We start from the raw sequence: 22,654 nt of genomic DNA on the forward strand, positions 1-22,654 counted from the left end.
GAATGCGCGGCAGGCGCCTGTCATGGGAGGGGATCACCCACCTGAGACGGCTGCGGCAGTTGCAGAACTGGGCTACGTTGGGCCTTGTGATCCTTGGCCCCGTTCTGGCCTTTGCCACCTATCTGCTGCTTGGTCCGCTGGATCAGGGGACATCGTCGAACGGGCTGCGGCTCGTGCTTTTGGCAGACATGGTCTATGTGCTCATGGTCGCCGGGCTGGTGCTGCAGCGGGTGGCGCGGATGATCGCGGCGCGCCGGTCGCGCTCGGCGGGCTCAAGGCTGCATTTGCGGCTGACCGGCGTGTTTGCGCTCATGGCGCTGTTGCCGACGATCACGGTTGCGGTTTTTGCCACGCTGTCGGTCAATATGGGGCTGGAGGCGTGGTTTTCCGACCGGGTGGGGCGCGTGGTCGACAGCTCTGTCGCGGCCGCCCAAGCCTATGAGGATGAGCATCGCCGCGATCTGGAGACCGATGCACGGGTGCTGGCACGGGTGATCAATGCCACCAAGCGCGCGGCGATCTTCATGAGCGATGGCGATATCAGACAGGTCCTGTCCTCGGGGCAGCGCGAGATTCAGCGCGGGCTGCGCGAGGCGTTCGTGATCGACGGGACCGGCGAAATCCGGGCGCGCGGCGAGCGCTCATACCTCTTCGATTACGAGGCACCGACGCCCGAGCAGATCACGCAGGCGCGCGACGAAGGTGTCACCGTGATCCGGGACTGGGACAATAACGAGTTCCGCGCGCTGATGCCGCTCGACGCCTTTCCCGACCGGTTGCTCTATGTCAGCCGCAATGTCGATGGCGCGATCCTAAACCTGCTCGACGACACGCAGGAAACCGCGCGTTTCTACAAGCAACGCGAGAGCGAGCGCGGTCGGCTGCTGTTCGAGTTCGGGCTGCTGTATCTTGGCTTTGCGGTGATCCTGATTCTGGCGGCGATCTGGCTGGGCATGTGGTTCGCCGAGCGTCTGTCGCTCCCCGTCGGGCGGCTCACCTCGGCCGCGCAGCGTGTGGGTGAGGGTGATCTCGACACACAGGTGCGCGAGGAGGACGGCGATGACGAGATTGCGCAGCTCAGCACCTATTTCAACCAGATGACCCGGCAGCTGAAGGGCCAGCGCGAACGCCTGCTGGCCAATACCCAACAGATCGAGCGCCGCCGCCGCCTGTTCGATTCTGTGCTGGGCTCGGTCTCGTCAGGAGTTGTGGGGCTTGATGCCAAGGGGCGCGTGACCTTCGTCAATCGTGCGGCCGAACGGCTGCTCGACTGGCAGGAGGATCAGCAATCGACGGTGCTTTCGGTGGCGGTGCCCGAGTTCGGCCCGCTGTTTGACCGGCTGCGCACGGTTCCGAGCGGTTTCGTGCAGGAAGAGATAAAGGTCAGCCGTGGCGCGCGGCAGGAAAACCTGCTGGTGCGCATGTCCACCCGTATGGGCGAGGGCGGGCGGCGCGAGGGCTATGTGGTGGCCTTTGATGACGTGACCGATCTGGTGACGGCGCAGCGCATGGCCGCATGGGGCGACGTGGCGCGACGCATCGCGCATGAAATCAAGAACCCGCTGACGCCGATTCAACTGAGCGCCGAGCGCATCAAGCGCAAGTTCGCCCGGCAGCTGGAACCGGATCAGGCCGAGAGCCTGGAGCAATTGACCGACGTGGTGGTGCGCCAGACGAATGACCTGCGCCGGATCGTCGATGAATTCTCCAAATTCGCGCGTATGCCAGAGCCCCAGACCGAACCGCTGAGTCTGAGCCAGGTGCTGCGCGAATCGGCGCTGTTGCAGGAAAACGGCCAACCCGAGGTGCGGTTCGTGCTTGACCTGAGCGACGCAGCCCTGACCGCAGAGATTGACCCGGCGATGGTCGGGCAGGCGCTGACCAACCTGATCAAGAACGCGGGCGAAGCGATTGAGAGCCTGATTGAGAAGGGCGCGCCGGAGGGGCATCAGCCGATGATCCGCATCGAGAGCGGTGAGGAGGCGGGGCAGGCGGTGATCCGCATTTCCGACAACGGTATCGGCCTGCCTGCGGATCGCGCGCGGCTGTTCGAACCCTATGTGACGACACGGGACAAGGGTACCGGCCTCGGCCTGCCCATTGTCAAGAAGATCATTGAGGAGCATGGCGGCACGCTCACGCTCGAAGATGCAATGCCGTTCACGCCGGGCGCGCATGCCGGGGCCCGTGCGGTGGTGCGCCTGCCGCTGCTGGCGGCACGAGATGAGACTGTAAAGGCCAGGACGGCCGGGTGAGGGACCAATGAGTGACATTCTGATTGTCGATGACGAACGCGATATCCGTGAACTGATCTCGGATATTTTGGAGGACGAAGGCTATAGCACCCGCCGAGCGGGCAATTCCGACGAGGCGATGGCGGCGATTGCCGCCGAACAGCCCGGCCTTCTGATCCTCGATATCTGGCTCAAGGATAGCCAGATGGACGGCATCGACATCCTCAAGACCGTGAAGCGCGACTACCCCGATGTGCCGGTGGTTATCATCTCGGGCCATGGCAATATCGAAATCGCGGTCGCGGCGATCAAGCAGGGCGCGTATGATTTTATCGAAAAGCCGTTCAACATCGACCAGCTGATGGTGGTGATCCGGCGCGGCATGGAAACCAGTCGGTTGCGGCGCGAGAACCAGGCGCTGAAGCGGCGCGAGACCGCGCCGTCGGAAATGCTGGGCGACGCGCCCGCCTTTCGCAACCTGCTGAGCCAACTCGACAAGGTCACCAAGTCGAACGGCCGGGTGATGCTCGCAGGGCCTGCCGGATCGGGCAAGGAACTGGCGGCGCGCTATATCCATGCGCAATCGATGCGGGCCAAGGGACCGTTCGTCACCGTGGGCTGTGCGTCTATCGCGGCGGACCGGATGGAAGAGGTGCTCTTTGGTCGCGAGAGCACCGAGGCGGGGGTGACGCCGGGCCTGTTGGAGGAGGCCAACGGCGGGGTCATCTATTTCGACGAGGTCGCAGACATGCCCGCCGGCACGCAATCCAAGATCCTGCGGGTGCTAATCGATCAGACCTTTTTGCGGGTCGGGGGCAGTGAAAAGATCAAGGTCGATCTGCGGGTGATTTCGTCGACCAGCCGCGACCTGGAGGCCGAAATTGCCGCCGACCGGTTTCGCCGTGAACTCTATCACCGGCTGAACGTGGTGCCGATCAGCGTACCGAGCCTGGAGGAACGGCGCGAGGATATCCCGGCGTTGGCCACACATTTCATCGAGATGCTGCACAAGACGCAAGGCCTGCCCCTGCGCGAGATGAGCGAGGAGGCGGCGGCGCTCTTGCAGACCATGCACTGGCCCGGCAACGTGCGGCAATTGCGCAACGTGATCGAGCGCGTGCTGATCCTGGGCGAGGCGGGCGGGCCGATCGGCGTGGCCGAGTTGCCGGGCGAGACCAGCGCACCCGCCGAGAAAGGGCGCGTGGTGCTGTCGGGCACTGTGGCGACGATGCCCCTGCGCGAGGCGCGCGAGGCGTTCGAGCGGGAATACCTGATGACGCAGATCAACCGTTTCGGCGGCAATATCAGCCGCACGGCGGAATTCGTCGGCATGGAAAGGAGCGCGCTGCACCGCAAGCTCAAGTCGCTTGGCGTGATGACCGGCACGAAAGGTGCCGCGCGCGAGGACGACGAAGACGACGCCGCGCGCGCGGCCAGTTAGCGAGTGGTGGTCGCTGGCAGGTAACTCTTGAAGGACCGGGCGGCGCGTGCGCCGCTCGCGATGGGTAATGCGCGGATTACAGGCAATCTTTCAGACGCCATCCGCCGGCATGCAGACGGTACATTCCGCCGCCGGTGATGCTTAGGATCAGCACCGCACCGATTGCGATCATCCGGTCCCAGGACCAGAATTCGATGACGGGCGTATGGGTCCACGAGCCGCCCTGCAACAAAAGCGCCGCGCTGCAGATAACGAAGCCCAGAACGGCCACGACACGGCTGCGCAGCCCAAGCACCAGCCAGATCGCGATCAGGCTCAGAAGCGCCACGATGGCCGCATCCAGCAAGGGTGCGCCGGTAAGGTCGGCATGCTGCGTGAACGGCTGAATGGCTTGTGGGGCGGCATGGTAGGCCGCGTGCAGGGCGAAGAAAAATGCGAGGTAAAGCCGACTCACGAGGCCGGCCACCTGAGATACGTGGTCCATATTGATTGCTTGCCTGTATTGTTTTCTTTTCTGCAACAGTGCAACCAAAAGGATAGTATATCAATACATGCTCCCGCAAAGGCGTTGTTGCGTATCCTGCAAGGCGCGCGTGCGGATTTTCGCCTCGACAAGTTGCGCGCTGACCCAATCGACGGTGGCGCGGATGTCGGGGTCGGTGCTGCGGCTTTCGTGGTGGATCACGTAGAGATCCCGTCTGATATCGAGATCGCGCGGCCCGAGGGGCCGGAATTCGGGGGTGTCCGCCGCCAGAATGACGGGCAGCGCCCCGGCCAGGCCCAGCTCGCGCATCATGCGCACCGCTTGCGGAAAGCTGTCGACCAGCACAGTCGGATCGGATGTGAAGAAATGCCGCCGGGCCTCAATATAGGGGCCTGCGATCCGCTCTCCGAGGCTGACCCAGCCATCGCCCTCACGCCACCCTTCGGGCGCGAAAATCGAGAAATGCAGCACCCCGCAGCGCTTGACCCGGACGCGACCCGACTCGGGCGGGTGGAAAACCACGCTGATATCCGTTGAACCGAGCCCGCTCTCGTGGATGCGGCTATCGAGGACCGGGCGTATACCGGCATTCTTGCTCACGAAGTCGCGCATCCCGGGGGCGAGGATATGCGACAGCACCGTAGGAGGTGCACCGATCTTGACATCGCGGCGCGTCGTCGGCTGGTACTCCTGGAGCCGGGCCAGTTCGGACTCGAGCATGCCGTCGGCCTGTTCGAACGTGGCGACGAGATCCGAGAGTGCCGGGTTCAGCCGCCACTCGCCCTCGGATTTCACGAACGGGTAGATCCCGAGCGTATCGCGCAACCGGGCGATCTGCCGAGAGACGGTGGAGGTGGTGGTGCCGATCTCGCTCGCGGCGCTGGTCATGGAGCCGCAGCGCTGAACGGTCAGAACGACGCGCAGGTCGTCATAGATGCGCGCGAAGGATGGGGCGGAGGACGAGTTGGGCAATTCAGGAGGCACCTCTTCGGCTTAAGGATTGGTTGCGAAAGCTGCGCATATGATGAGTATGCCGGTAAGAACAAGCGCGAACCGCGCATACCCGCCATGTCGTTTCAGTAGGGTTCGGTTCAAATTTTCACGATTTTGTGATACATGCAAAGCGCGAAGAACGCTAGCGGCGCAACGACAGATACGGGAAAAATTGCGCCGCCGGCGGGGTTAGCCCGGCGTCACGATGCGCCATGCGCCCGACGGCAGGCGGACCGTGCAGCTTGTTTTGTCGAGGCGCGGCTGCGGGGCTTCGGCCGCCACTTCGGCGGCGCGCACGCGGTCGGGGTCGCATTGCGGCAGCGCAACGGGGCGATAGCCCGCCTGTGCCATGCACTGATCAACGACCCGCGCACGCAGACCGTCATTGGCATCATAACTCTCGGTATAACCCGCGCGCACCAGGCGGGTGCGCGTGTAGCAATAGCCGTGACCGTCGCAATAGGTATAGGGTGCGTATTGCGGCGGAATGTAACGGGTCCGGATGTCGCGCGGCACACGTTCGAGGGCTGCCACCTGGCAGTCGGTCAGGTTCGACTCGATCTGCGCAGGCACGGCGCCGGGCTTGTGATAGAGCGCGGGCGGCGCGCAGGCGATCAGGGCGAGGGGCAGGGCGAGAGAGCGTACAAGGCGGATCATGCGCGCATCGTAACTGCGTCCGGTGCCGGGTACAAAGCAATTGACCGCCCCTGACCCTTCTGTCATGCAACTTGTTCAGACAGGATGAGGCGAGAGAGATGAAGGTCATCATCTGCGGTGCCGGCCAGGTGGGCTGGCAGATCGCGCGGCACCTGTCGGGCGAGCGCAACGATGTCACGGTCGTGGACAACAATCCCGATCTGGTGCGACGGGCCACCGATACGCTCGACGTGCAGGGGCTGACCGGCTTTGCCTCTTATCCGGATGTGCTGGACCGGGCGGGCGCGCGCGATGCTGACATGATCATAGCCGCCACCTATTCCGACGAGGTCAACATGGTGACCTGTCAGGTGGCGCATTCGGTTTTCGATATCCGGCGCAAGATTGCCCGGCTGCGCAGCCAGTCCTATCTCGACGCGATCTATTCCGACCTCTACCGCCGCGATCACATGCCCATCGACGTGGTGATCAGCCCCGAGCGCGAGGTCGCGCAGGCCGCGTTGCAGCGGCTCGCGGCACCTGCCGCCTTTGACACCGTGACCTTCATGGACGACACCGCGCAGCTCATGGGGATCCGGCTGGAAGAGGATTGCCCGGTGCTCAACACGCCGCTCCGGCAGTTGAGCGATCTGTTCTCGACGCTGCGGGTGGTGGTACTGGCGGTGCGCCGCGAGGGGCGGCTTTTTGCGCCCGAGTCGGGCGATCAGCTGTTTGAGGGCGACGAGTGCTATCTCTTCGCCCCTGTCGAGGACGTGCCGCGCACGCTTGAAGTCTTTGGCAAGTCGCAGAAGAAACAGGAACGCGTGGTGATCATCGGCGGTGGCAATATCGGCCTTGCGGTGGCGCAGGCGCTGGAGACCCGGACCGGCGGGCGGATTCGCGCCAAGGTGATCGAAAAGAACCGCGCCTGTGCCGAACGCGCGGCGGATGCGCTGGAGCGGACCATCGTTCTCAACGGTGACGGGCTCAACGCGGCGCTGCTGTCTGAGGCCGGGATCTCGCGGGCCGACGCGGTGCTGGCGGTGACCGATGACGACAAGACCAACATGCTCGCGGCGGTTCGCGCCAAGTCCGAGGGCTGCCCCTTCGCGATCTCGCTGATCAACGATCCCACGATGGTGCCGCTGCTCGATCCCCTGGGGATCGACGCCTATATCAACCCGCGTGCCACCACCGTCAGTTCGATCCTGCGCCATATCCGGCACGGGCGGGTGCGCGGCGTCTATTCGATCGGTGATGCCGAGGCCGAGGTGATCGAGGCCGAGGTGATGTCGACCTCCTCTATCGCCGGTGCGGCGCTGCGCGACATCGACTTTCCCGAAGGCGTGCTGATCGGCGGGGTCAGGAAGGGCGACAAGATACACAAGCCGCGCGGCGGGCTCAGGATCGAGGCGGGGGATTCGGTGGTGATCTTCGCGCTGGCGGCGGATGTGGCGGCGGTCGAGAAGCTGCTACAGGTCTCGATCGACTATTTCTGATCCGATGACCGCGCGTCTCCTGAGCTTTCCCCTGATTCTCATTCTCGCAGGCCTCGCGGCGCTGATGATGTTCCTGCCGATGATCGACGCGCTGATGCGCGACGACACCAGCGTGGCGCGCGCTTTTGGCTATTCGGGGCTGCTGGGGCTCGCGCTGATCGTGGTGATCGGGCTGGCCATATCGGGCGGCGGCGGTGCGCGCCAGATGAGCGATGCGCGCAATCTCGGCTCGCTGCTTTTGGCCTATCTGATCCTGCCGGTCTATCTGGCGCTGCCGTTCTACGAGGGGCTGGAGACGACCACGTTCCTCAATGCCTATTTCGAGATGGTGTCGAGTTTCACCACCACCGGGGCGAGCCTGTTCGATCAACCGGGGCGGATCATGGACAGCCTGCACCTGTGGCGCGCGCTGGTCGGCTGGGCCGGGGGGTTGCTGATCTGGGTGTCCGCCTCGGCGGTGCTCGCGCCGATGAGCCTTGGTGGCTTCGAGGTGACGGTGCGCGCCGAGCCGGGGCAAGATGACGCGCTTCTGGGCCGGTTCGAGCGGGCCAGTACCGAGCGGCGGTTGGCGCAGACGACAGCATTGCTCGCGCCGGTCTATGTGGGGTTGACCGCCGCGCTCTGGATCATCCTGATGGCCGGCGGAGAACGCGCCTTCGTGGCCTTGGTGCATGCGATGTCGACACTGGCGACGAGCGGCATTTCCTCGATCGGCGGGCTGGAGAACGGGATGTCGGGATTTGCGGGCGAAGCCGCGATTTTCCTGTTCCTGTTCTTTTCGTTGTCGCGGCTCACCTTTTCGTCGGACACGGTCCCTACGGTGCGGCAGGGGCTATTTAATGATCCGGAGTTCCGGCTGGGTCTGACGCTGGTGGCGGTGGTGCCGCTGTTGCTGTTCATGCGGCACTGGATCGGGGCCTACGAGGTCTCTGACCCTGCCGATTGGAAGGGTGCTCTGCGCTCGCTCTGGGGGGCGGTTTTCACTGTGATGTCGTTCCTCTCGACCACCGGATTCGAGAGCGCCGACTGGCAGGCGGCGCGCGACTGGTCGGGGCTCAAGACCCCCGGACTGATCCTTATGGGGCTGGCCATGGTGGGCGGCGGCGTGGCCACGACCGCAGGCGGGGTCAAGCTCTTGCGGGTCTATGCGCTCTACCTGCATGCGCAGCGCGAGGTGGACCGGCTGATCCACCCGTCCTCGGTCGGGCGTGCGTCGGGGCCGGGGCGGCGCATCCGGCGGCAGGGCGCCTATATCGCCTGGATATTCTTCATGCTCTTCGCGCTGACGCTGACTGCGCTCACGGCCTTGCTGGCACTGGTCGGACAGAGCTTTGAATCGGCGCTCATTCTGGCGCTGTCGGGGTTATCCACGACCGGGCCGCTGATTGAGATGGCCAGCGAAAACCCGATCCGCCTTGTGGAATTGAGTTCTGCGGCGAAACTGGTCTATGCGGCGGCCATGGCACTGGGCCGACTGGAGACGCTGGCACTGATAGCCCTGCTCAATCCGAGCGTCTGGCGGGATTGACAGGGGCACGCAATTTTGGACTGGAAACTCTGACGCGGGCAGGACATACTTGGCTGCGTGTCAGGGTTGTAAGACACGTCGATACGCGGCGTGCGCAAGAAAAAAAGGCAGGATATTGAATGGCTTCTGATCGACAAAATTTGCAAGATGCGTTTCTCAATCAGGTGCGTAAGACCAAGATCCCGGTCACGGTCTTCCTGATCAACGGGGTCAAGTTGCAAGGTGTGATTACCTGGTTCGACAATTTCTGCATCCTGCTGCGCCGTGACGGGCAATCGCAACTGGTCTACAAGCATGCCGTATCCACCATCATGCCGTCGCAACCCGTGAACCTCTATGACGGTGACGACGCCAATTGAAGGAACATGCGCGCCCGATCACCCGGGCCTGGGTCATCCACCCCGAGATTGTCGCCGCCGGAAGCGCGCGCGACCCTGAACTCGCGCTTGAAGAGGCGGTCTCGCTTGCCCATGCGCTGCCCGATCTGGAGGTTGTGGGCGCGCAGGCCGTGCGACTGCGCAAGCCCGATGCCGGGCGACTCTTCGGCAAGGGCAAGCGCGAAGAACTCAAAGAGGCGATAACCGCCGCCGAGGCCGATCTGGTGCTGGTCGATGGCCCGCTGACACCGGTGCAGCAACGCAATCTGGAGAAGGACTGGGACGTCAAGATCCTCGACCGGACCGGCCTGATCCTTGAGATCTTCAGCGATCGCGCGGCGACCCGCGAAGGCGTGTTGCAGGTTGAGATGGCGGCGCTCAGCTATCAGCGCACCCGGCTGGTGCGGGCCTGGACCCACCTTGAGCGCCAGCGTGGTGGTCTGGGCTTTGTCGGCGGCCCCGGCGAGACGCAAATCGAGGCCGACCGCCGCGCAATCGACGAGCAGCTGGTACGCCTGCGTCGACAACTGGAAAAGGTCGTCAGAACCCGCACCCTGCATCGCACGGCGCGCGCCAAGGTGCCGTTCCCGATCGTCGCACTCGTGGGCTATACCAACGCCGGAAAATCGACGCTCTTCAACCGCTTGACTGGCGCCGAGGTGATGGCCAAAGACATGCTCTTCGCCACGCTCGATCCGACCATGCGGCGCATTCAACTGCCCGGCGGCGGCCCCGAGGTGATCCTGTCGGACACCGTGGGCTTCATCAGCGATCTGCCGACCGAACTGGTCGCCGCGTTCCGCGCCACGCTGGAGGAGGTACTGGAGGCGGACCTGATTTGCCACGTGCGCGACATCTCGCATCCCGAAAGCACGGCACAGGCGCGCGACGTGGCGACGATCCTCGAAAGTCTGGGGGTCAAGGAGAGCGTGCCGCAGATCGAGGTCTGGAACAAGATCGACAGGCTGGACGATGAGGCGCGCGGCGCCGCGACGACACAGGCGAGTCGGCAGGACGGGGTGCAGGCGCTCTCGGCGATCACCGGGCAGGGGATCGACGAACTGGTCGAGGGGATCGCCCGCGCGCTCGCCGAAGTGCGGCATCTGAGCGAGGTTCAGCTGCGCTTTGACGAAGGCCGCAAGCGGGCCTGGCTCTTCGAGAAGGATCTGGTCGAGGACGAGCGCCAGACTGAGGACGGTTTCGATCTGACCGTGCGCTGGTCGCCGCGGCAACAGGCGCAGTTCAACGAGATGTGACGGCCAGGCGTTGTCAGACCGACAATCGTGAGGTATGCGCCCCGCGTTCGCGGTAGGGCGTTGTATTGTAATGCGCGCGGTAGCATTTCGAGAAATGCGAGGGCGAGGCAAAGCCGCAGGCAAGCGCCACGTTGATTACCGTCATGTCGGTCTGCATCAACAAGTTACGTGCCTTTTGCAGGCGCAGTTCCATGTAATACCGCTTGGGGCTGCGACTGAGGTAGCGGCGAAACAGGCGTTCCAGCTGTCGCGTCGACATGCCGACTTCGCGCGCCAGGATCGAGGGGCTGATCGGGTCTTCGATATTGGCCTCCATCATCTGGATGACCTGGCTCAACTTGGGGTGGCGCACGCCGATGCGGGTTGGCACGCTCAGGCGTTGTGTGTCCTGATCGGTGCGGATCGAGGAATAAATCTGCTGATCGGCAACCGCATTGGCCAGCTTCTCGCCGTGATCGTCGGCAATCAGGCTGAGCATCAGGTCGATGGAGGAGGTGCCGCCCGCCGTGGTCATCCGGTTCCCGTCGATCACGAAAACAGACTTGGTCAGTTGCACCTCGTCGAATTCCTCGAGAAAGGCGTCGTGGTTTTCCCAGTGGATCGTGGCGCGCTTGCCGTCGAGCAGACCCGCCTTGGCGAGCACGTAGGACGCAGTGCAGAGCCCGCCCATCCGCAGCCCCCGGCGCGCCTCGCGGCGCAGCCAGTTGAGCATCTTCTTGGTGGCGGCCTTCTGGATATCGACCCCGCCGCAGACGATTACCACATCGTCGCGATTGAGCTCGGCCAGGGGGAAATCAACCTGGAACCGCACGCCGTTGGAACAGGTGATGATCTCGTCGGTATCCCCGGTCAACGCCCAGCTGTACAGCTCTGCCTCGGCCATGCGATTGGCGATGCGCAGGCACTCCACCGCCGAGGCGAAACTCAGCAGGGTGAAATTGTCGAGCAGCACGAAGATAAAGCGCTTGGGCGCTTTCGGCGCGTCGACATCGATTTTCGCGGTCTCAGGTTTCATAGCTCTTCCGAATCCCCGGACATTCCGATCATCCTTCGCCTGTGTCACGAAACCGTCGCGATTGACAAGACATGAGGTTGTGATCGCAGGCGATTCCTGACAACTCCTGTATGGCCTCTTGGGCATGGCTTTAGTATAGACCGGGCCTGACATTCGAGAAAGCGGAGACTGAAAATGACGGATTGGCAGAAAACGGGCTGGCGCGCGAAGCCGCGGGTGCAGATGCCGGACTATACCGATGCGGCCGCCATCGCGGCGGTTGAGGCCCGTCTGACACAGTATCCGCCGCTGGTCTTTGCGGGCGAGGCGCGCAGGCTCAAGACGCAGCTTGGCGCGGCGTCGCGCGGTGAGGCGTTCCTGTTGCAGGGCGGCGATTGTGCCGAGGCGTTCGATCAGTTCTCGGCCGATGCCATTCGCGACACGTTCAAGGTGATGCTGCAAATGGCGATGGTGCTGACCTACGGTGCCAAGGTGCCGGTGGTGAAGGTGGGGCGCATGGCAGGCCAGTTCGCCAAACCGCGCAGCGCGCCGACCGAGACGGTCGAAGGGCTGGAACTGCCCAGCTACCGGGGCGACATCATCAACGAGCTGGCCTTCACCCCAGAGGCCCGCATTCCGAACCCGGAAAAGATGCTGCAGGCCTACACCCAGGCGGCGGCGACGCTAAACCTGCTGCGCGCCTTTTCCAAGGGCGGCTATGCCGACATGCACCAGGTGCATCAGTGGACGTTGGGATTCACCGAGAGCGAGAAGGCCGCGAAATACCGCGAAATGGCCAATCATATTGCCGATGCGTTGGACTTCATGACGGCGGCGGGGATCGACAGCGCGCAGGCGCACACGCTGCAGACGGTGGATTTCTACACCTCGCACGAGAGCCTGTTGCTGGAATACGAGGAGGCGCTGACGCGGCTTGATTCGACCTCAGGCAAGTGGTTGGCAGGATCGGGACACATGCTGTGGATCGGCGACCGCACCCGGCAGCCCGACGGCGCACATGTCGAATTCCTGCGCGGGGTACAGAACCCGATCGGTCTGAAATGCGGGCCGACGATGACCTCGGAAGATCTCAAGCGTCTGCTGGCGACGCTCAACCCGGGCAACGAGGCGGGGCGGCTGACGCTGATCGCGCGGTTCGGCGCGGGCAAGGTCGCGGACAACCTGCCGCGCCTCATCCGCACGGTCGAAGAAGAAGGCGCGAAGGTGCTCTGGGTCTGCGATCCGATGCATGGCAACACGATCAAATCGGCAACCGGCTACAAGACCCGGCCGTTCGAGGCGGTGCTGCGCGAGGTGCAGGAGTTCTTTGGCATTCACCGCGCAGAGGGCACGATCCCGGGCGGGGTGCATTTCGAGATGACCGGCCAGGACGTCACCGAATGCACCGGCGGGATGCGGGCACTTTCGGACGAAAATCTCAGCGACCGCTATCATACTGCCTGCGATCCGCGCCTCAACGCCTCGCAATCACTGGAACTTGCGTTCCTTGTGGCCGAGGAACTCAAGGCGCTGCGCGACGACCGCAAGCAAGCGCAGGCGGTCTGACAGACCGCGCCGCCCGCGACCTAAGCGCCAAGCCGTTTGCAAACGGCTTGGTCCGCGCTATGCAAAGCGCGGTGGAAGGCCCGTGCAAGGGCCCTGCGGCCTATTTTACCAGTTGGAGATATTCGCGACTGCGATTGCTGTTGCGCCCGCGATCCGTACCGCTGAGCCCGCCGGGGAGAATGCGCAGATTGCCCATTCCCGCGCTGTCATCGAGCGGCGATACACGGCAGGCCGCGATCTCGAACCGGCGGGGGGTGCGGCCAAGTGGGCCGCGCGTCACCAGACAGCCGAGCGCGCGCGACACATCGCCAAGATCGCTGCGTAGCGGCAGCATCACCAGCGTGGCGGGCAGGTCGGATCGTGCGAGACCGCCTTTGCTGCGCAGCTCCATGCGCAGCGTTGCGGGCCCGTCGAACAGATCGACCAGATGCAGTGCAAAGGCGTCTCGGGCGGGTGGCGAGATCAGGCACGACAGCGGCATGCCGCGCACCTCCATGCCCATGATCTCGCTCAGATGCATCCCTGCGACCCGCAGCCGGGTCACCCCGGGCGCGATGCGTTCGGCGATGAAGGCATTGGACAAGAGCGGTTCGATGCGGCGCGGGTCGATATCGGCGCGGTTCGGTACATCATGGCCGCGCCGGGCCTCACTCCAATAGGCGTGGAGCGCGCGCAGATGTGCTTCGGTGCGGGCCTCCTGCGTGTTCCCGGTAACCGTTTTCATCTCGTCTTGCATGGTCTCACCCTCGTCTTGCGCCCCCGCACCGGTGCTGTCCGGCCTGTCAGCAGCCTCGCGGAGCCCCGTTAAATCCGGCCTGTGGTGCCGTTCGCTGCGTTGAGATTGCCACAAATTGTTACGCAACTGTCTAAAATTTTCGGCAGTTGGTTAACCGCCTCCGCGCGGCCCACGCGCGGTGCCGTGGCTTGCCAGCCCGGCGCGGGCGTTCTAGGAGGGTCTGTGCACAAGTTTTCGCGAGGCCCGATGCCGATGATCAATTCGATGACCGCCTTTGCCACCCGTCAGGGCGGCCACGCCGCGCGTGGCTGGAGTTGGGATCTGCGCGGCGTCAACGGCAAGGGGCTCGACCTGCGCCTGCGGGTCCCGGACTGGATCGAGGGGCTGGAGGCGGGGCTGCGCGCGCGGCTGAGCGAGGCGCTCGGGCGGGGAAATGTGACGGTGACGCTGCGTGTGCAGAACGCATCGGAGACGAGTTCGGTCGGGCTTCAATCGGACGCACTCGACGCGGTTCTTGATGCCTTGACCGAAGTCGAGGCCCGCGCCATGGCGCGGGGCCTCACGTTGGCGCCCGCCAATGCCGCCGATGTTCTGGCGCTGCGAGGGGTTCTGGATGTAGCCTTGCCCGATCCCGATACGGCCGCGCTTGGCCGTGCGATCCTCGCCGATTTCGAACCGGTTCTGGAGGGTTTCATTGCCATGCGCGCCAGCGAGGGTGCGGTGCTCGGGGACGTGCTCGGCGGTCATCTTGATGAGATTTCGCGGCTGACCGATGCCGCCGCCAATCTGCTGGACGTGAGACAGGAGGATATCGCGCGTCAGCATCGCGCGGCGCTCGCGCGGGTTATCGACGCGGCGGGGGATGCGGATCCCGCGCGGATCGCGCAGGAACTGGCGCTGCTGGCGATCAAGCTCGATGTGACCGAGGAAATAGACCGGCTGCGCGCCCATGTCACCGCCGCCCGCGCGCTTCTTGCGCAGGGCTCTCCGGTCGGGCGCAAGCTCGACTTCCTTGCCCAGGAATTCAACCGCGAGGCCAACACACTGTGCTCCAAGGCGCAGCATGCCGGGCTGACCGAGATTGGCCTCACGCTCAAGACGGTGATCGAGAGGATGCGCGAACAGGTGCAGAATGTCGAGTGATGGGCTTTGCGGCGCGGTTGCAAATGAGTATTTGAAGAACAGTGAAAGGCAGTGGCATGAGTGATCGCAGGGGTCTCCTTATCATCCTGTCCTCGCCTTCGGGTGCCGGCAAGTCGACGCTGTCGCGGCGATTGCGGGATTGGGATCCGACGATTTCCTTTTCGGTTTCGGCCACCACTCGCACACCGCGTGCGGGCGAGGTCGATGGGCAGGATTATCATTTCCTGAGCGAAGACCGGTTCAAGCGCGAGGTGGCGGGCGGCGGGATGCTGGAGCATGCGCATGTGTTCGGCAATTTCTACGGCTCGCCCAAGGCCCCGGTCGAGGCCGCGATCAACGCCGGGCGCGATGTTCTCTTTGACATCGACTGGCAGGGCGCGCAGCAGATCCGAAATTCCGCCCTCGGCGGGCATACGCTGTCAATCTTTCTGCTACCGCCCTCGATCCGCGAATTGCACCGGCGGTTGGAGGAGAGAGGGCAGGACAGCCCTGACGTGATTGCGCGCCGCATGCAAAAGAGCTGGGACGAGATCAGCCATTGGGACGGGTATGATTTCGTGCTGGTGAATGACGATCTCGACGCCACCGAGGCGCGCCTGAGGACCATCATCGAGGCCACACGCCTGCGCCGTGGCCAGCAACCCTGGCTGACCGATCATGTCCGCCACCTGCAAGCCGAGTTCGAGGAGACGCAATGACCATCTACACGCTTGACGGCCACAGCCCGCAGATCGCCGATGACACATGGATCGCGCCCGATGCCAATCTGATCGGCAAGGTGGTGATCGAGGATCGCGCCTCGGTCTGGTTCGGCTGCACGCTGCGTGGTGACAATGAGGAAATCCGCGTGGGCGCAGGCAGCAATTTGCAGGAAAACTGCGTGCTGCACACCGATATGGGCTATCCGCTGGTGATCGGGCCGGGCTGCACCATCGGGCACAAGGTCATGCTGCATGGCTGCACGCTGGAGGAGAATGTGCTGATCGGCATGGGGGCCACCGTGCTCAACGGGGCGCGGATCGGGCGCAATTGCCTGATCGGGGCGGGGGCGCTCATTACCGAGGGCAAGGAGATCCCCGAGGGCAGCCTGGTGATGGGCGCGCCGGGCCGGGTGGTGCGCAGTCTTGATGCCGCAGGCATCGAGGGGCTGCACGCCGCCGCACAGCATTATCAGGACAACATGCGCCGGTATCGCACCGGGCTGCGCGCGGTCTGAGCCGTCATGCAGGGTCTGGCCTCGGTTCTGGCGGGGATGCCGCTGGCGGCGTTGCTGATTGGCCCGGACGAGCGCATCGCGGCGGCCAACGACGCGGCGCGCGAGATGATGGGGCAGGGCATTGTCGGGCGACATTTCCTGACCGCCCTGCGCCAACCCGACGTACTGGAGGCGATCGAGGGCACGCTGCGCGACTGCGCCCGGCGCAAGACGAGCTACCAGATGTCCGAGGCCGGGCGCGACAGCAGCTTCGAGGTGCATGTCGCCTATGTCGAGACCGACAGCACGCGCGGCGTGCTGGTGTCGTTCGAGGACATGACCGAGCGTGAGCAGGCCGCACAGATGCGCCGCGATTTCGTCGCCAATGTCAGCCACGAGTTGCGCACGCCGCTTACCGCGCTGATGGGGTTCATTGAGACGCTGCAGGGCCCTGCACGCCGCGACGAAACCGCCATCGACCGGTTTCTCGGCATCATGCAGAATGAGGCCGCGCGCATGGAGCGGCTGGTGCGCGATCTGCTGTCGCTCAGCCGTGTCGAGGGCGAGGAACGGGTGCGCCCGCGCGAGGCGGTGGATCTTTCGGAGGTGATCGGCTCGGTCGTCTACATGCTGCGCCCGCTGGCGCGCGAGCGCGGCACGGAACTGATCTTCGAGGGCAGCGAGGGTATGCAAGTGTCCGGCAATGCCGATCAGTTGCAACAGGTTTTTACGAACCTGATCGAGAACGCGATCAAATATGGCGGGGCCGAGAACCGGATCACCATCACGCTCGACCGGCACCCAAAGGACGCCACGTTGCGCATGCCCGCCATCGTGGCGCGGGTGAGTGATACCGGGCCGGGCATCGACCCGTTGCATATCCCGCGCCTGACCGAACGCTTTTACCGGGTCGATACGCACCGTTCGCGCGAAATGGGGGGCACCGGGCTGGGCCTGGCGATCGTCAAGCATATCGTCAACCGCCACCGCGGGCGGCTGCGAATCTCCTCGACGCCCGGAGAGGGCAGCGAATTCACCGTGATCCTGCCGCGCTGGACCGTCTGAGCCTCTTTTTTCAAACGATTTCCGGCAAATCGGCGACTGTCATAATACGGTTACATAAGTGTAACAAAAGCGTCGCTGAAAGGGCTTAGCACCGCCTCCAAGGTCGCCTTGCCGGGTGACCCTGTGAAACCGAACTCAGGGAGCAATCCATGTCTCTTCTCAAAACGACCGTTTCCGCAGCCGCACTGGCCGCACTTTCCGCAGGCGTGGCGCAGGCACGTGACGAAATCCGCGTTGTCGGTTCGTCCACCGTGTTTCCTTACAGCCAAGCAGCGGCTGAAAACTTTGCCAACGTGACCGGCGCACCATCGCCCATCGTCGAATCGACCGGCACCGGCGGCGGTATGAAGATTTTCTGTGGTGGTATCGGTGAGGCGCATGCCGATCTGACCGGCGCATCGCGTGCCATGAAGGCGTCTGAATACGAACTCTGCAAAGAGAACGGCGTGACCGACATCACCGAAGTGCAGATCGGCTCGGACGGTCTGTCCATCGCCGTGTCCCGCGACAGCGAGCATGACTGGGACATGACCAAAACGCAGGTCTATCTCGGCCTGGCCGCAGAAGTTCCGATTGACGGAGAAATGGTCGCCAACCCCTACATGAAGTGGTCGGATGTCGATTCCAGCCTGCCGGACGAAGAAATCCTCGCCTACGGCCCCCCGCCCACCTCGGGCACCCGCGACGCGTTCGTTGAACTTGCCATCGTTGAAGGCTGCATGGAACTCCCGATGATCGCCGACAAGGGCGAGGACTGGGCGGAAGAGAACTGCGCACGTCTGCGTCAGGACGGCCCCTTTGTGGAAGCCGGCGAAAACGATAACCTGATCGTTCAGCGCCTTCAGGCTGATGCCAACGCGGTCGGTATCTTCGGCTACTCGTTCCTCTACGAGAACCAGGATACGCTCAAGGCTGTTGCTATCGGTGGCGTCACGCCCAGCTTCGACACCATCGAAAGCGGCGAATACGGCATCTCGCGCCCGCTGTTCTTCTACGTCAAGAACGCGCATCGCGGTGTGATCCCGAACCTGCAGGAGTTCATCGAGGAGTACACCACCGAAGACGCAATGGGCCCGGGCGGCTACCTGTCCGAGCGCGGCATGGTTCCGCTGGGTGACGAGAAGCGCGCCGAAGAGCAGAAAGAGGCTGTCGAAGCCGTCAACATGGCTCCGAAGTCGTCCTGATCGGCTCTGACAACATGGCCGCCCGGCTTTCGTAGCCGGGCGGTTGCTTTTACCTGAATTGAGGGCGACATGACCACCGCAGCTTTTCTCTGCCTCCTCGTTCTTTCAATCGTGGGCTATGTCTGGAACCGCCAAGCGGCGTCTGCGATCAGGAACGGCGGCGCACGCCTCCACTCGCTCACTGGCTTTCACGGGTTTTATTCTCTCCTGATGATCTTCGTGCCGGTTGTCGTGCTGATTTTGCTATGGCTTGTTCTCGAGGGTCCGGTGATCGACCTAGTCCTGAAATCCGGGCTTTCGGATAGGCTGGACGGGCTGAGCACAGGTGAGACGCAGTTGATCGTCGCCGAGATCAAGTCAATCGCTGGTGGTTCGATCTTTGGCACGCCCGAGCAATGGAAGCTGGATGCGGCGGAGCGGTATAACACGCTGAACGTGCGCAGTGGGCAGCTCTTGCTGGTGGCGGTGCTGGCAATGTCGCTGGCCTTGCTTTTCTTTTCGCGCCGCAAGGTGGCCGCCGAATTCCGCGCGCGTCACGGCGTCGAGCGGATCGTATCGGGGCTGATGATCTTCTGTTCCGTGGTCGCGGTCTTCGTCACTATCGGGATCATTGCATCTCTCATGTTCGAAACCTTCCGGTTCTTCGAAAAGGTCTCGGTCGCCGAGTTCCTGTTCGGCACCAACTGGGAGCCGCAGATCCCGCTGCGCGAGGATCAGGTTGCGGCGGAAGGTGCATTTGGCTGGTTGCCGGTCATGTTGGGAACGCTTGTCATCACGGTGGTTGCCTTGCTGCTTGCCGTGCCAATCGGCCTGATGTCGGCAATATATCTCAATGAATTCGCGCCCAGGCGCGTTCGCTCCATCGCGAAACCCTTCCTCGAAATTCTCGCGGGCGTGCCGACGGTGGTTTACGGGTTCTTCGCCATTCTTGTAGTGGCGCCCGCGATCCGCAGTTTCGGCCAGGGCATCGGGCTGGATGTCTCGCCCAACACCGCCCTTGCGGCAGGCAGCGTGATGGGCATCATGCTCATTCCCTTCATTTCGTCCTTTGCCGATGACGCGCTCTCAGCGGTGCCGCAATCGCTGCGCGACGGTGCACTCGGGCTTGGGGCCACGCGGGCCGAGATGATGACGAATGTCCTCTTTCCTGCTGCGATCCCGGGGATCGTCGGGGGCGTGCTGCTCGCCGTGAGCCGCGCCATCGGCGAGACGATGATCGTGGTGATGGCTGCCGGCCTGATCGCCAGGATGACAATCAACCCGCTCGATAGCGTGACCACCGTTACGGTGCAGATCGTGACGCTGCTGATCGGGGACACGTCCTTCGACAACCCAAAGACGCTCGCCGCCTTCGCGCTTGGCATGATGCTCTTCATCGTCACGCTGGTGATCAACATTTTCGCGTTGCGCATTGTCCGCAAGTACCGCGAAGCCTATGACTGAGGACCCAAGGACATGACCGATCATTCCGCAACCCCGCCGTCCTCCATTGCCTCGTCCGGCAGTGCGCTGATGAAGAAGCGCAACCGCCACCAGAAGGTGCTGCAAGGTCTGGGGATCGCCGCGATCAGCTTTGCTGCGCTGATGCTTTTTATCCTGATCTCCTCTCTGGTGAGTACGGGTTACAAAGCGTTCTACCAGACGCATATTCAGCTTGAGGTGTTCATTGATCCTGAACAAATCTCTGCCGACAATCTCCAGCGTGGCAATTTTGACGATGTGCTGCTCGACAGCCTGAAAGTATATTTTCCGGACGTGGAGGGCCGCGCGAATCTACGGAAACTCGAGTCTATCCTCTCGAACGGCGCGCAGTTTAAGCTGCGCGACCGGGTGCAGGCGGATCCAAGTCTGATCGGTGAAACCGTGACCGTCAACGTCCCGGTATCGGATGACTATGATCAGCTTGCCAAGGGCATGGTCGACCGCGACAGCCCGGCAAACCAGCGCAAGCTATCCGATATCCAGATCGGATGGTTCGACACGCTGGATGAGGCGGGAGCCATCACCCAGCCGATCAACTGGGCGCTTCTGACCAATGCCGACTCGCGCTTTCCCGAGCTTGCCGGTCTCAAGGGGGCGTTAGTTGGTAGTTTCTGGGCATTGCTGGTATGTTTCCTGATCTCGTTCCCGCTCGGCATCGGGGCTGCGATCTACCTCGAGGAGTTCGCACCCAAGAACAAGTGGAGCGACTTGATCGAGGTGAATATCAACAACCTTGCCGCCGTGCCGTCTGTCGTCTTCGGCCTGCTGGCGCTGGCGGTCTTCATTGGCTGGTTCGGCATGCCGCGCTCGGCCCCGCTGGTGGGTGGCATGACGCTGGCGCTGATGACCATGCCGACGATCATCATCGCGACGCGTGCGGCATTGAAGGCGGTACCGCCCTCAATCCGCGAGGCCGCACTCGGGGTGGGCGCGTCCAAGCATCAGGTGGTGTTTGGACATGTCCTGCCGCTCGCGATGCCCGGCATCCTGACCGGCACGATCATCGGCCTTGCGCAGGCCTTGGGCGAGACCGCGCCGCTTTTGCTGATCGGGATGAACGCGTTCATCACCTCGGCACCCGACTCGCCGCTCGACAGCGCCACGGCGCTGCCCACTCAGATCTTCATTTGGGCCGACAGCCCCGAACGCGGGTTTGTCAGCCGCACCTCGGCCGCTATTCTGGTGCTGCTGACCTTCCTGATCGCCATGAACGCCATCGCCATCTATCTGCGCAGCAAGTTCGAGCGGAAATGGTAGGAGAGGATTGAGACGATGTATGACGCCCCCAATCTTGCGGAGAGCAAAGTGACCCAGGACAATATCAAGATCGCCGCGCGCAAGGTGCAGGTCTATTACGACGACAACCACGCCATCAAGGATGTGGATGTGGATATCCTCGACAACACGGTGACGGCCTTTATCGGCCCGTCGGGCTGTGGCAAGTCGACCTTTCTGCGCTGTATCAACCGGATGAACGACACGATCGACATCTGCCGGGTCGAGGGCGATATCCTGCTCGACGGTCAGGATATTTATGACAAACGGGTCGATCCGGTGCAGTTGCGCGCCAAGGTGGGCATGGTGTTCCAGAAGCCCAACCCGTTCCCCAAGTCGATCTATGACAACGTGGCTTACGGCCCCCGCATTCACGGGCTCGCGCGGACCAAGGCCGATCTTGACGAGATCGTCGAGAAGTCGCTGCGCCGCGCCGCGCTGTGGAATGAGGCCAAGGACCGGCTTGACCAGCCCGGCACCGGCCTCTCGGGTGGCCAGCAACAGCGCCTGTGCATCGCTCGCGCCGTGGCAACCGCGCCCGAGGTCCTGCTGATGGACGAGCCGTGCTCGGCGCTCGACCCGATCGCCACCGCGCAGGTCGAGGAACTGATCGACGAATTGCGGCAGGACTATTCCGTGGTGATCGTCACCCACTCCATGCAGCAGGCCGCGCGCGTCAGCCAGAAAACCGCGTTTTTCCACCTCGGCAACCTTGTCGAATACGGTGACACCGGCACCATTTTCACCAACCCCGAAGATGAGCGCACTGAAAGCTACATCACCGGGCGCATCGGCTGAAGCCAGGATCAGGATCATTCCAATGTCAGACCAGCAGCATATCGTCTCGTCCTTCGACCGCGATCTCGAAACCATTCAGGCACAGATCATGAAGATGGGCGGCATGGTCGAGCGCGCCATCGCCGACGCCGCCCGCTCGCTAGAAACCCGCGACGAGGAACTGGCCGAGGAAGTGCGCGGCCGCGACAAGGCCATCGACGCGCTCGAGGAGCAGATCAACGAAGAGGCCGCCCGCGTGATCGCACTGCGCGCGCCGGCCGCACGCGACCTGCGTCTCGTGCTGACGGTGATCAAGGTCTCCGCAAGCCTTGAGCGGATCGGCGACTATGCCAAGAACATGGCCAAGCGCACCTCGGTCCTGTCGAGCATGGCCGCGGTCAACGGCTCTCCGGCCGCGCTGCGCCGGATGGCGCGTGAGGTCGAGGAAATGCTCAAGGACGTGCTCGACGCCTATATCCAGCGCGATGCCGATCTGGCGCTCGAGGTGATGCACCGCGATCAGGACATCGATCAGATGTATAACGCGATCTTCCGCGAATTCCTGACCTTCATGATGGAGGACCCGCGCAACATCACGCCCTGCATGCATCTGCATTTCATCGCCAAGAACACCGAGCGGATGGGCGATCTTGTGACCTCGATCGCCGAGCAAGTGATCTATCTGGTGTCGGGCGAAATGCCCGAGGAACCGCGCCCCAAGGGGGACACAACCTCGGTCGATCCCAGTATCGCGCCCGATATCAACGTCTGAGACAGGAGAGACCGCCG

At 63.3% G+C, this 22,654-nt stretch carries 21 protein-coding genes; 16 read left to right on the top strand and 5 right to left on the bottom strand.

Going from position 1 to position 22,654, the window contains the following annotated elements; all coding sequences use genetic code 11:
• Window positions 1–2 precede the first annotated feature (2 nt).
• Both BHD06_RS09890 and BHD06_RS09895 read left to right on the top strand, forming a co-directional pair.
• Window positions 3–2,255, top strand: coding sequence for a PAS domain-containing sensor histidine kinase (locus tag BHD06_RS09890; protein ID WP_139784683.1), 2,253 nt, complete (start codon window positions 3–5; stop codon window positions 2,253–2,255).
• A 7-nt stretch (window positions 2,256–2,262) separates the two neighbouring features.
• Window positions 2,263–3,675, top strand: coding sequence for a sigma-54 dependent transcriptional regulator (locus BHD06_RS09895; RefSeq protein ID WP_080456830.1), 1,413 nt, complete (start codon window positions 2,263–2,265; stop codon window positions 3,673–3,675).
• Between the two features lie 76 nt (window positions 3,676–3,751).
• Here BHD06_RS09895 and BHD06_RS09900 read toward each other — a convergent pair whose 3' ends face one another.
• The 3 genes from BHD06_RS09900 to BHD06_RS09910 form a co-directional block, all read right to left on the bottom strand.
• The gene (locus tag BHD06_RS09900) at window positions 3,752–4,159 is read right to left on the bottom strand and encodes a hypothetical protein (protein ID WP_080456831.1); all 408 of its coding nucleotides are present in this window, start codon (window positions 4,157–4,159) and stop codon (window positions 3,752–3,754) included.
• A 60-nt stretch (window positions 4,160–4,219) separates the two neighbouring features.
• The gene (locus BHD06_RS09905) at window positions 4,220–5,131 is read right to left on the bottom strand and encodes a LysR family transcriptional regulator (RefSeq protein WP_080456832.1); all 912 of its coding nucleotides are present in this window, start codon (window positions 5,129–5,131) and stop codon (window positions 4,220–4,222) included.
• Window positions 5,132–5,341: 210 nt separating this feature from the next.
• The gene (locus tag BHD06_RS09910; RefSeq protein ID WP_080456833.1) at window positions 5,342–5,875 is read right to left on the bottom strand and encodes a hypothetical protein; all 534 of its coding nucleotides are present in this window, start codon (window positions 5,873–5,875) and stop codon (window positions 5,342–5,344) included.
• 32 nt (window positions 5,876–5,907) lie between these two features.
• Here BHD06_RS09910 and trkA point away from each other — a divergent pair, with 32 nt between their 5' ends.
• The 4 genes from trkA (at window position 5,908) to hflX (ending at window position 10,448) form a co-directional block, all read left to right on the top strand.
• On the top strand, window positions 5,908–7,287 hold the full coding sequence (trkA, locus tag BHD06_RS09915) for a Trk system potassium transporter TrkA (RefSeq protein ID WP_080456834.1): 1,380 nt from the start codon (window positions 5,908–5,910) through the stop codon (window positions 7,285–7,287).
• A gap of 4 nt (window positions 7,288–7,291) precedes the next feature.
• On the top strand, window positions 7,292–8,815 hold the full coding sequence (locus BHD06_RS09920; protein WP_080456835.1) for a TrkH family potassium uptake protein: 1,524 nt from the start codon (window positions 7,292–7,294) through the stop codon (window positions 8,813–8,815).
• Window positions 8,816–8,934: 119 nt separating this feature from the next.
• Window positions 8,935–9,174, top strand: a complete 240-nt coding sequence (hfq, locus tag BHD06_RS09925; protein WP_008283145.1) for an RNA chaperone Hfq — start codon at window positions 8,935–8,937, stop codon at window positions 9,172–9,174.
• On the top strand, window positions 9,171–10,448 hold the full coding sequence (gene hflX / locus BHD06_RS09930) for a GTPase HflX (RefSeq protein ID WP_080456836.1): 1,278 nt from the start codon (window positions 9,171–9,173) through the stop codon (window positions 10,446–10,448). The genes hfq and hflX overlap by 4 nt, the downstream gene beginning before the upstream one ends.
• A 13-nt stretch (window positions 10,449–10,461) precedes the next feature.
• Here the strand turns inward: hflX and BHD06_RS09935 are convergent, their stop codons facing one another.
• A complete protein-coding gene (locus tag BHD06_RS09935) occupies window positions 10,462–11,463 on the bottom strand; it encodes a GlxA family transcriptional regulator (protein ID WP_080456837.1) in 1,002 nt (333 codons plus the stop codon).
• A gap of 174 nt (window positions 11,464–11,637) precedes the next feature.
• Here BHD06_RS09935 and BHD06_RS09940 point away from each other — a divergent pair, with 174 nt between their 5' ends.
• Window positions 11,638–13,008 carry a class II 3-deoxy-7-phosphoheptulonate synthase gene (locus BHD06_RS09940; protein ID WP_080456838.1) on the top strand — a complete coding sequence of 457 codons (1,371 nt, stop codon included), beginning with the start codon at window positions 11,638–11,640 and terminating at the stop codon, window positions 13,006–13,008.
• 100 nt (window positions 13,009–13,108) lie between these two features.
• Here the strand turns inward: BHD06_RS09940 and BHD06_RS09945 are convergent, their stop codons facing one another.
• Entirely contained in the window at window positions 13,109–13,744 is a 636-nt protein-coding gene (locus BHD06_RS09945; RefSeq protein ID WP_080456839.1) for a PAS domain-containing protein, read from the bottom strand.
• A 222-nt stretch (window positions 13,745–13,966) separates the two neighbouring features.
• Between BHD06_RS09945 and BHD06_RS09950 the strand changes: the two genes are divergently transcribed.
• The 9 genes from BHD06_RS09950 (at window position 13,967) to phoU (ending at window position 22,637) form a co-directional block, all read left to right on the top strand.
• Window positions 13,967–14,887, top strand: coding sequence for a YicC/YloC family endoribonuclease (locus BHD06_RS09950; RefSeq protein ID WP_307718126.1), 921 nt, complete (start codon window positions 13,967–13,969; stop codon window positions 14,885–14,887).
• Window positions 14,888–14,943: 56 nt separating this feature from the next.
• The gene (gene gmk / locus BHD06_RS09955; RefSeq protein WP_080456840.1) at window positions 14,944–15,585 is read left to right on the top strand and encodes a guanylate kinase; all 642 of its coding nucleotides are present in this window, start codon (window positions 14,944–14,946) and stop codon (window positions 15,583–15,585) included.
• A complete protein-coding gene (locus BHD06_RS09960; protein ID WP_080456841.1) occupies window positions 15,582–16,103 on the top strand; it encodes a gamma carbonic anhydrase family protein in 522 nt (173 codons plus the stop codon). Before gmk ends, BHD06_RS09960 begins: the two co-directional genes overlap by 4 nt.
• A gap of 6 nt (window positions 16,104–16,109) precedes the next feature.
• Entirely contained in the window at window positions 16,110–17,147 is a 1,038-nt protein-coding gene (locus BHD06_RS09965) for an ATP-binding protein (protein ID WP_080456842.1), read from the top strand.
• A gap of 149 nt (window positions 17,148–17,296) precedes the next feature.
• Window positions 17,297–18,331, top strand: coding sequence for a substrate-binding domain-containing protein (locus tag BHD06_RS09970; protein ID WP_080456843.1), 1,035 nt, complete (start codon window positions 17,297–17,299; stop codon window positions 18,329–18,331).
• Window positions 18,332–18,400: 69 nt separating this feature from the next.
• Complete coding sequence (gene pstC, locus BHD06_RS09975) at window positions 18,401–19,774, top strand: phosphate ABC transporter permease subunit PstC (RefSeq protein ID WP_080456844.1); 1,374 nt, start codon at window positions 18,401–18,403, stop codon at window positions 19,772–19,774.
• A gap of 12 nt (window positions 19,775–19,786) precedes the next feature.
• Window positions 19,787–21,070 (top strand): phosphate ABC transporter permease PstA, encoded by a 1,284-nt coding sequence (gene pstA, locus BHD06_RS09980; RefSeq protein ID WP_080456845.1) that lies wholly within the window; start codon window positions 19,787–19,789, stop codon window positions 21,068–21,070.
• A 15-nt stretch (window positions 21,071–21,085) separates the two neighbouring features.
• Window positions 21,086–21,886 (top strand): phosphate ABC transporter ATP-binding protein PstB, encoded by an 801-nt coding sequence (gene pstB / locus BHD06_RS09985; RefSeq protein ID WP_080456846.1) that lies wholly within the window; start codon window positions 21,086–21,088, stop codon window positions 21,884–21,886.
• A gap of 22 nt (window positions 21,887–21,908) precedes the next feature.
• Window positions 21,909–22,637: a phosphate signaling complex protein PhoU gene (gene phoU / locus BHD06_RS09990; protein WP_080456847.1), complete on the top strand. Its 729-nt coding sequence runs from the start codon at window positions 21,909–21,911 to the stop codon at window positions 22,635–22,637.
• Window positions 22,638–22,654 lie beyond the last annotated feature (17 nt).

The organism is Roseovarius sp. A-2 (assembly GCF_002072155.1).
GTDB lineage: Bacteria > Pseudomonadota > Alphaproteobacteria > Rhodobacterales > Rhodobacteraceae > Roseovarius.

Bases quoted from the DNA above. Each gene is read 5' to 3' on its own strand.
- BHD06_RS09890 (WP_139784683.1), top strand. From the start codon at position 3: ATGCGCGGCAGGCGCCTGTCATGGGAGGGGATCACCCACCTGAGACGG.
- BHD06_RS09895 (WP_080456830.1), top strand. From the start codon at position 2,263: ATGAGTGACATTCTGATTGTCGATGACGAACGCGATATCCGTGAACTG.
- BHD06_RS09900 (WP_080456831.1), bottom strand. From the start codon at position 4,159: ATGGACCACGTATCTCAGGTGGCCGGCCTCGTGAGTCGGCTTTACCTC.
- BHD06_RS09910 (WP_080456833.1), bottom strand. From the start codon at position 5,875: ATGACAGAAGGGTCAGGGGCGGTCAATTGCTTTGTACCCGGCACCGGA.
- trkA (WP_080456834.1), top strand. From the start codon at position 5,908: ATGAAGGTCATCATCTGCGGTGCCGGCCAGGTGGGCTGGCAGATCGCG.
- BHD06_RS09920 (WP_080456835.1), top strand. From the start codon at position 7,292: ATGACCGCGCGTCTCCTGAGCTTTCCCCTGATTCTCATTCTCGCAGGC.
- hfq (WP_008283145.1), top strand. From the start codon at position 8,935: ATGGCTTCTGATCGACAAAATTTGCAAGATGCGTTTCTCAATCAGGTG.
- BHD06_RS09935 (WP_080456837.1), bottom strand. From the start codon at position 11,463: ATGAAACCTGAGACCGCGAAAATCGATGTCGACGCGCCGAAAGCGCCC.
- BHD06_RS09940 (WP_080456838.1), top strand. From the start codon at position 11,638: ATGACGGATTGGCAGAAAACGGGCTGGCGCGCGAAGCCGCGGGTGCAG.
- BHD06_RS09945 (WP_080456839.1), bottom strand. From the start codon at position 13,744: ATGCAAGACGAGATGAAAACGGTTACCGGGAACACGCAGGAGGCCCGC.
- gmk (WP_080456840.1), top strand. From the start codon at position 14,944: ATGAGTGATCGCAGGGGTCTCCTTATCATCCTGTCCTCGCCTTCGGGT.
- BHD06_RS09960 (WP_080456841.1), top strand. From the start codon at position 15,582: ATGACCATCTACACGCTTGACGGCCACAGCCCGCAGATCGCCGATGAC.
- BHD06_RS09965 (WP_080456842.1), top strand. From the start codon at position 16,110: ATGCAGGGTCTGGCCTCGGTTCTGGCGGGGATGCCGCTGGCGGCGTTG.
- BHD06_RS09970 (WP_080456843.1), top strand. From the start codon at position 17,297: ATGTCTCTTCTCAAAACGACCGTTTCCGCAGCCGCACTGGCCGCACTT.
- pstC (WP_080456844.1), top strand. From the start codon at position 18,401: ATGACCACCGCAGCTTTTCTCTGCCTCCTCGTTCTTTCAATCGTGGGC.
- pstA (WP_080456845.1), top strand. From the start codon at position 19,787: ATGACCGATCATTCCGCAACCCCGCCGTCCTCCATTGCCTCGTCCGGC.
- pstB (WP_080456846.1), top strand. From the start codon at position 21,086: ATGTATGACGCCCCCAATCTTGCGGAGAGCAAAGTGACCCAGGACAAT.
- phoU (WP_080456847.1), top strand. From the start codon at position 21,909: ATGTCAGACCAGCAGCATATCGTCTCGTCCTTCGACCGCGATCTCGAA.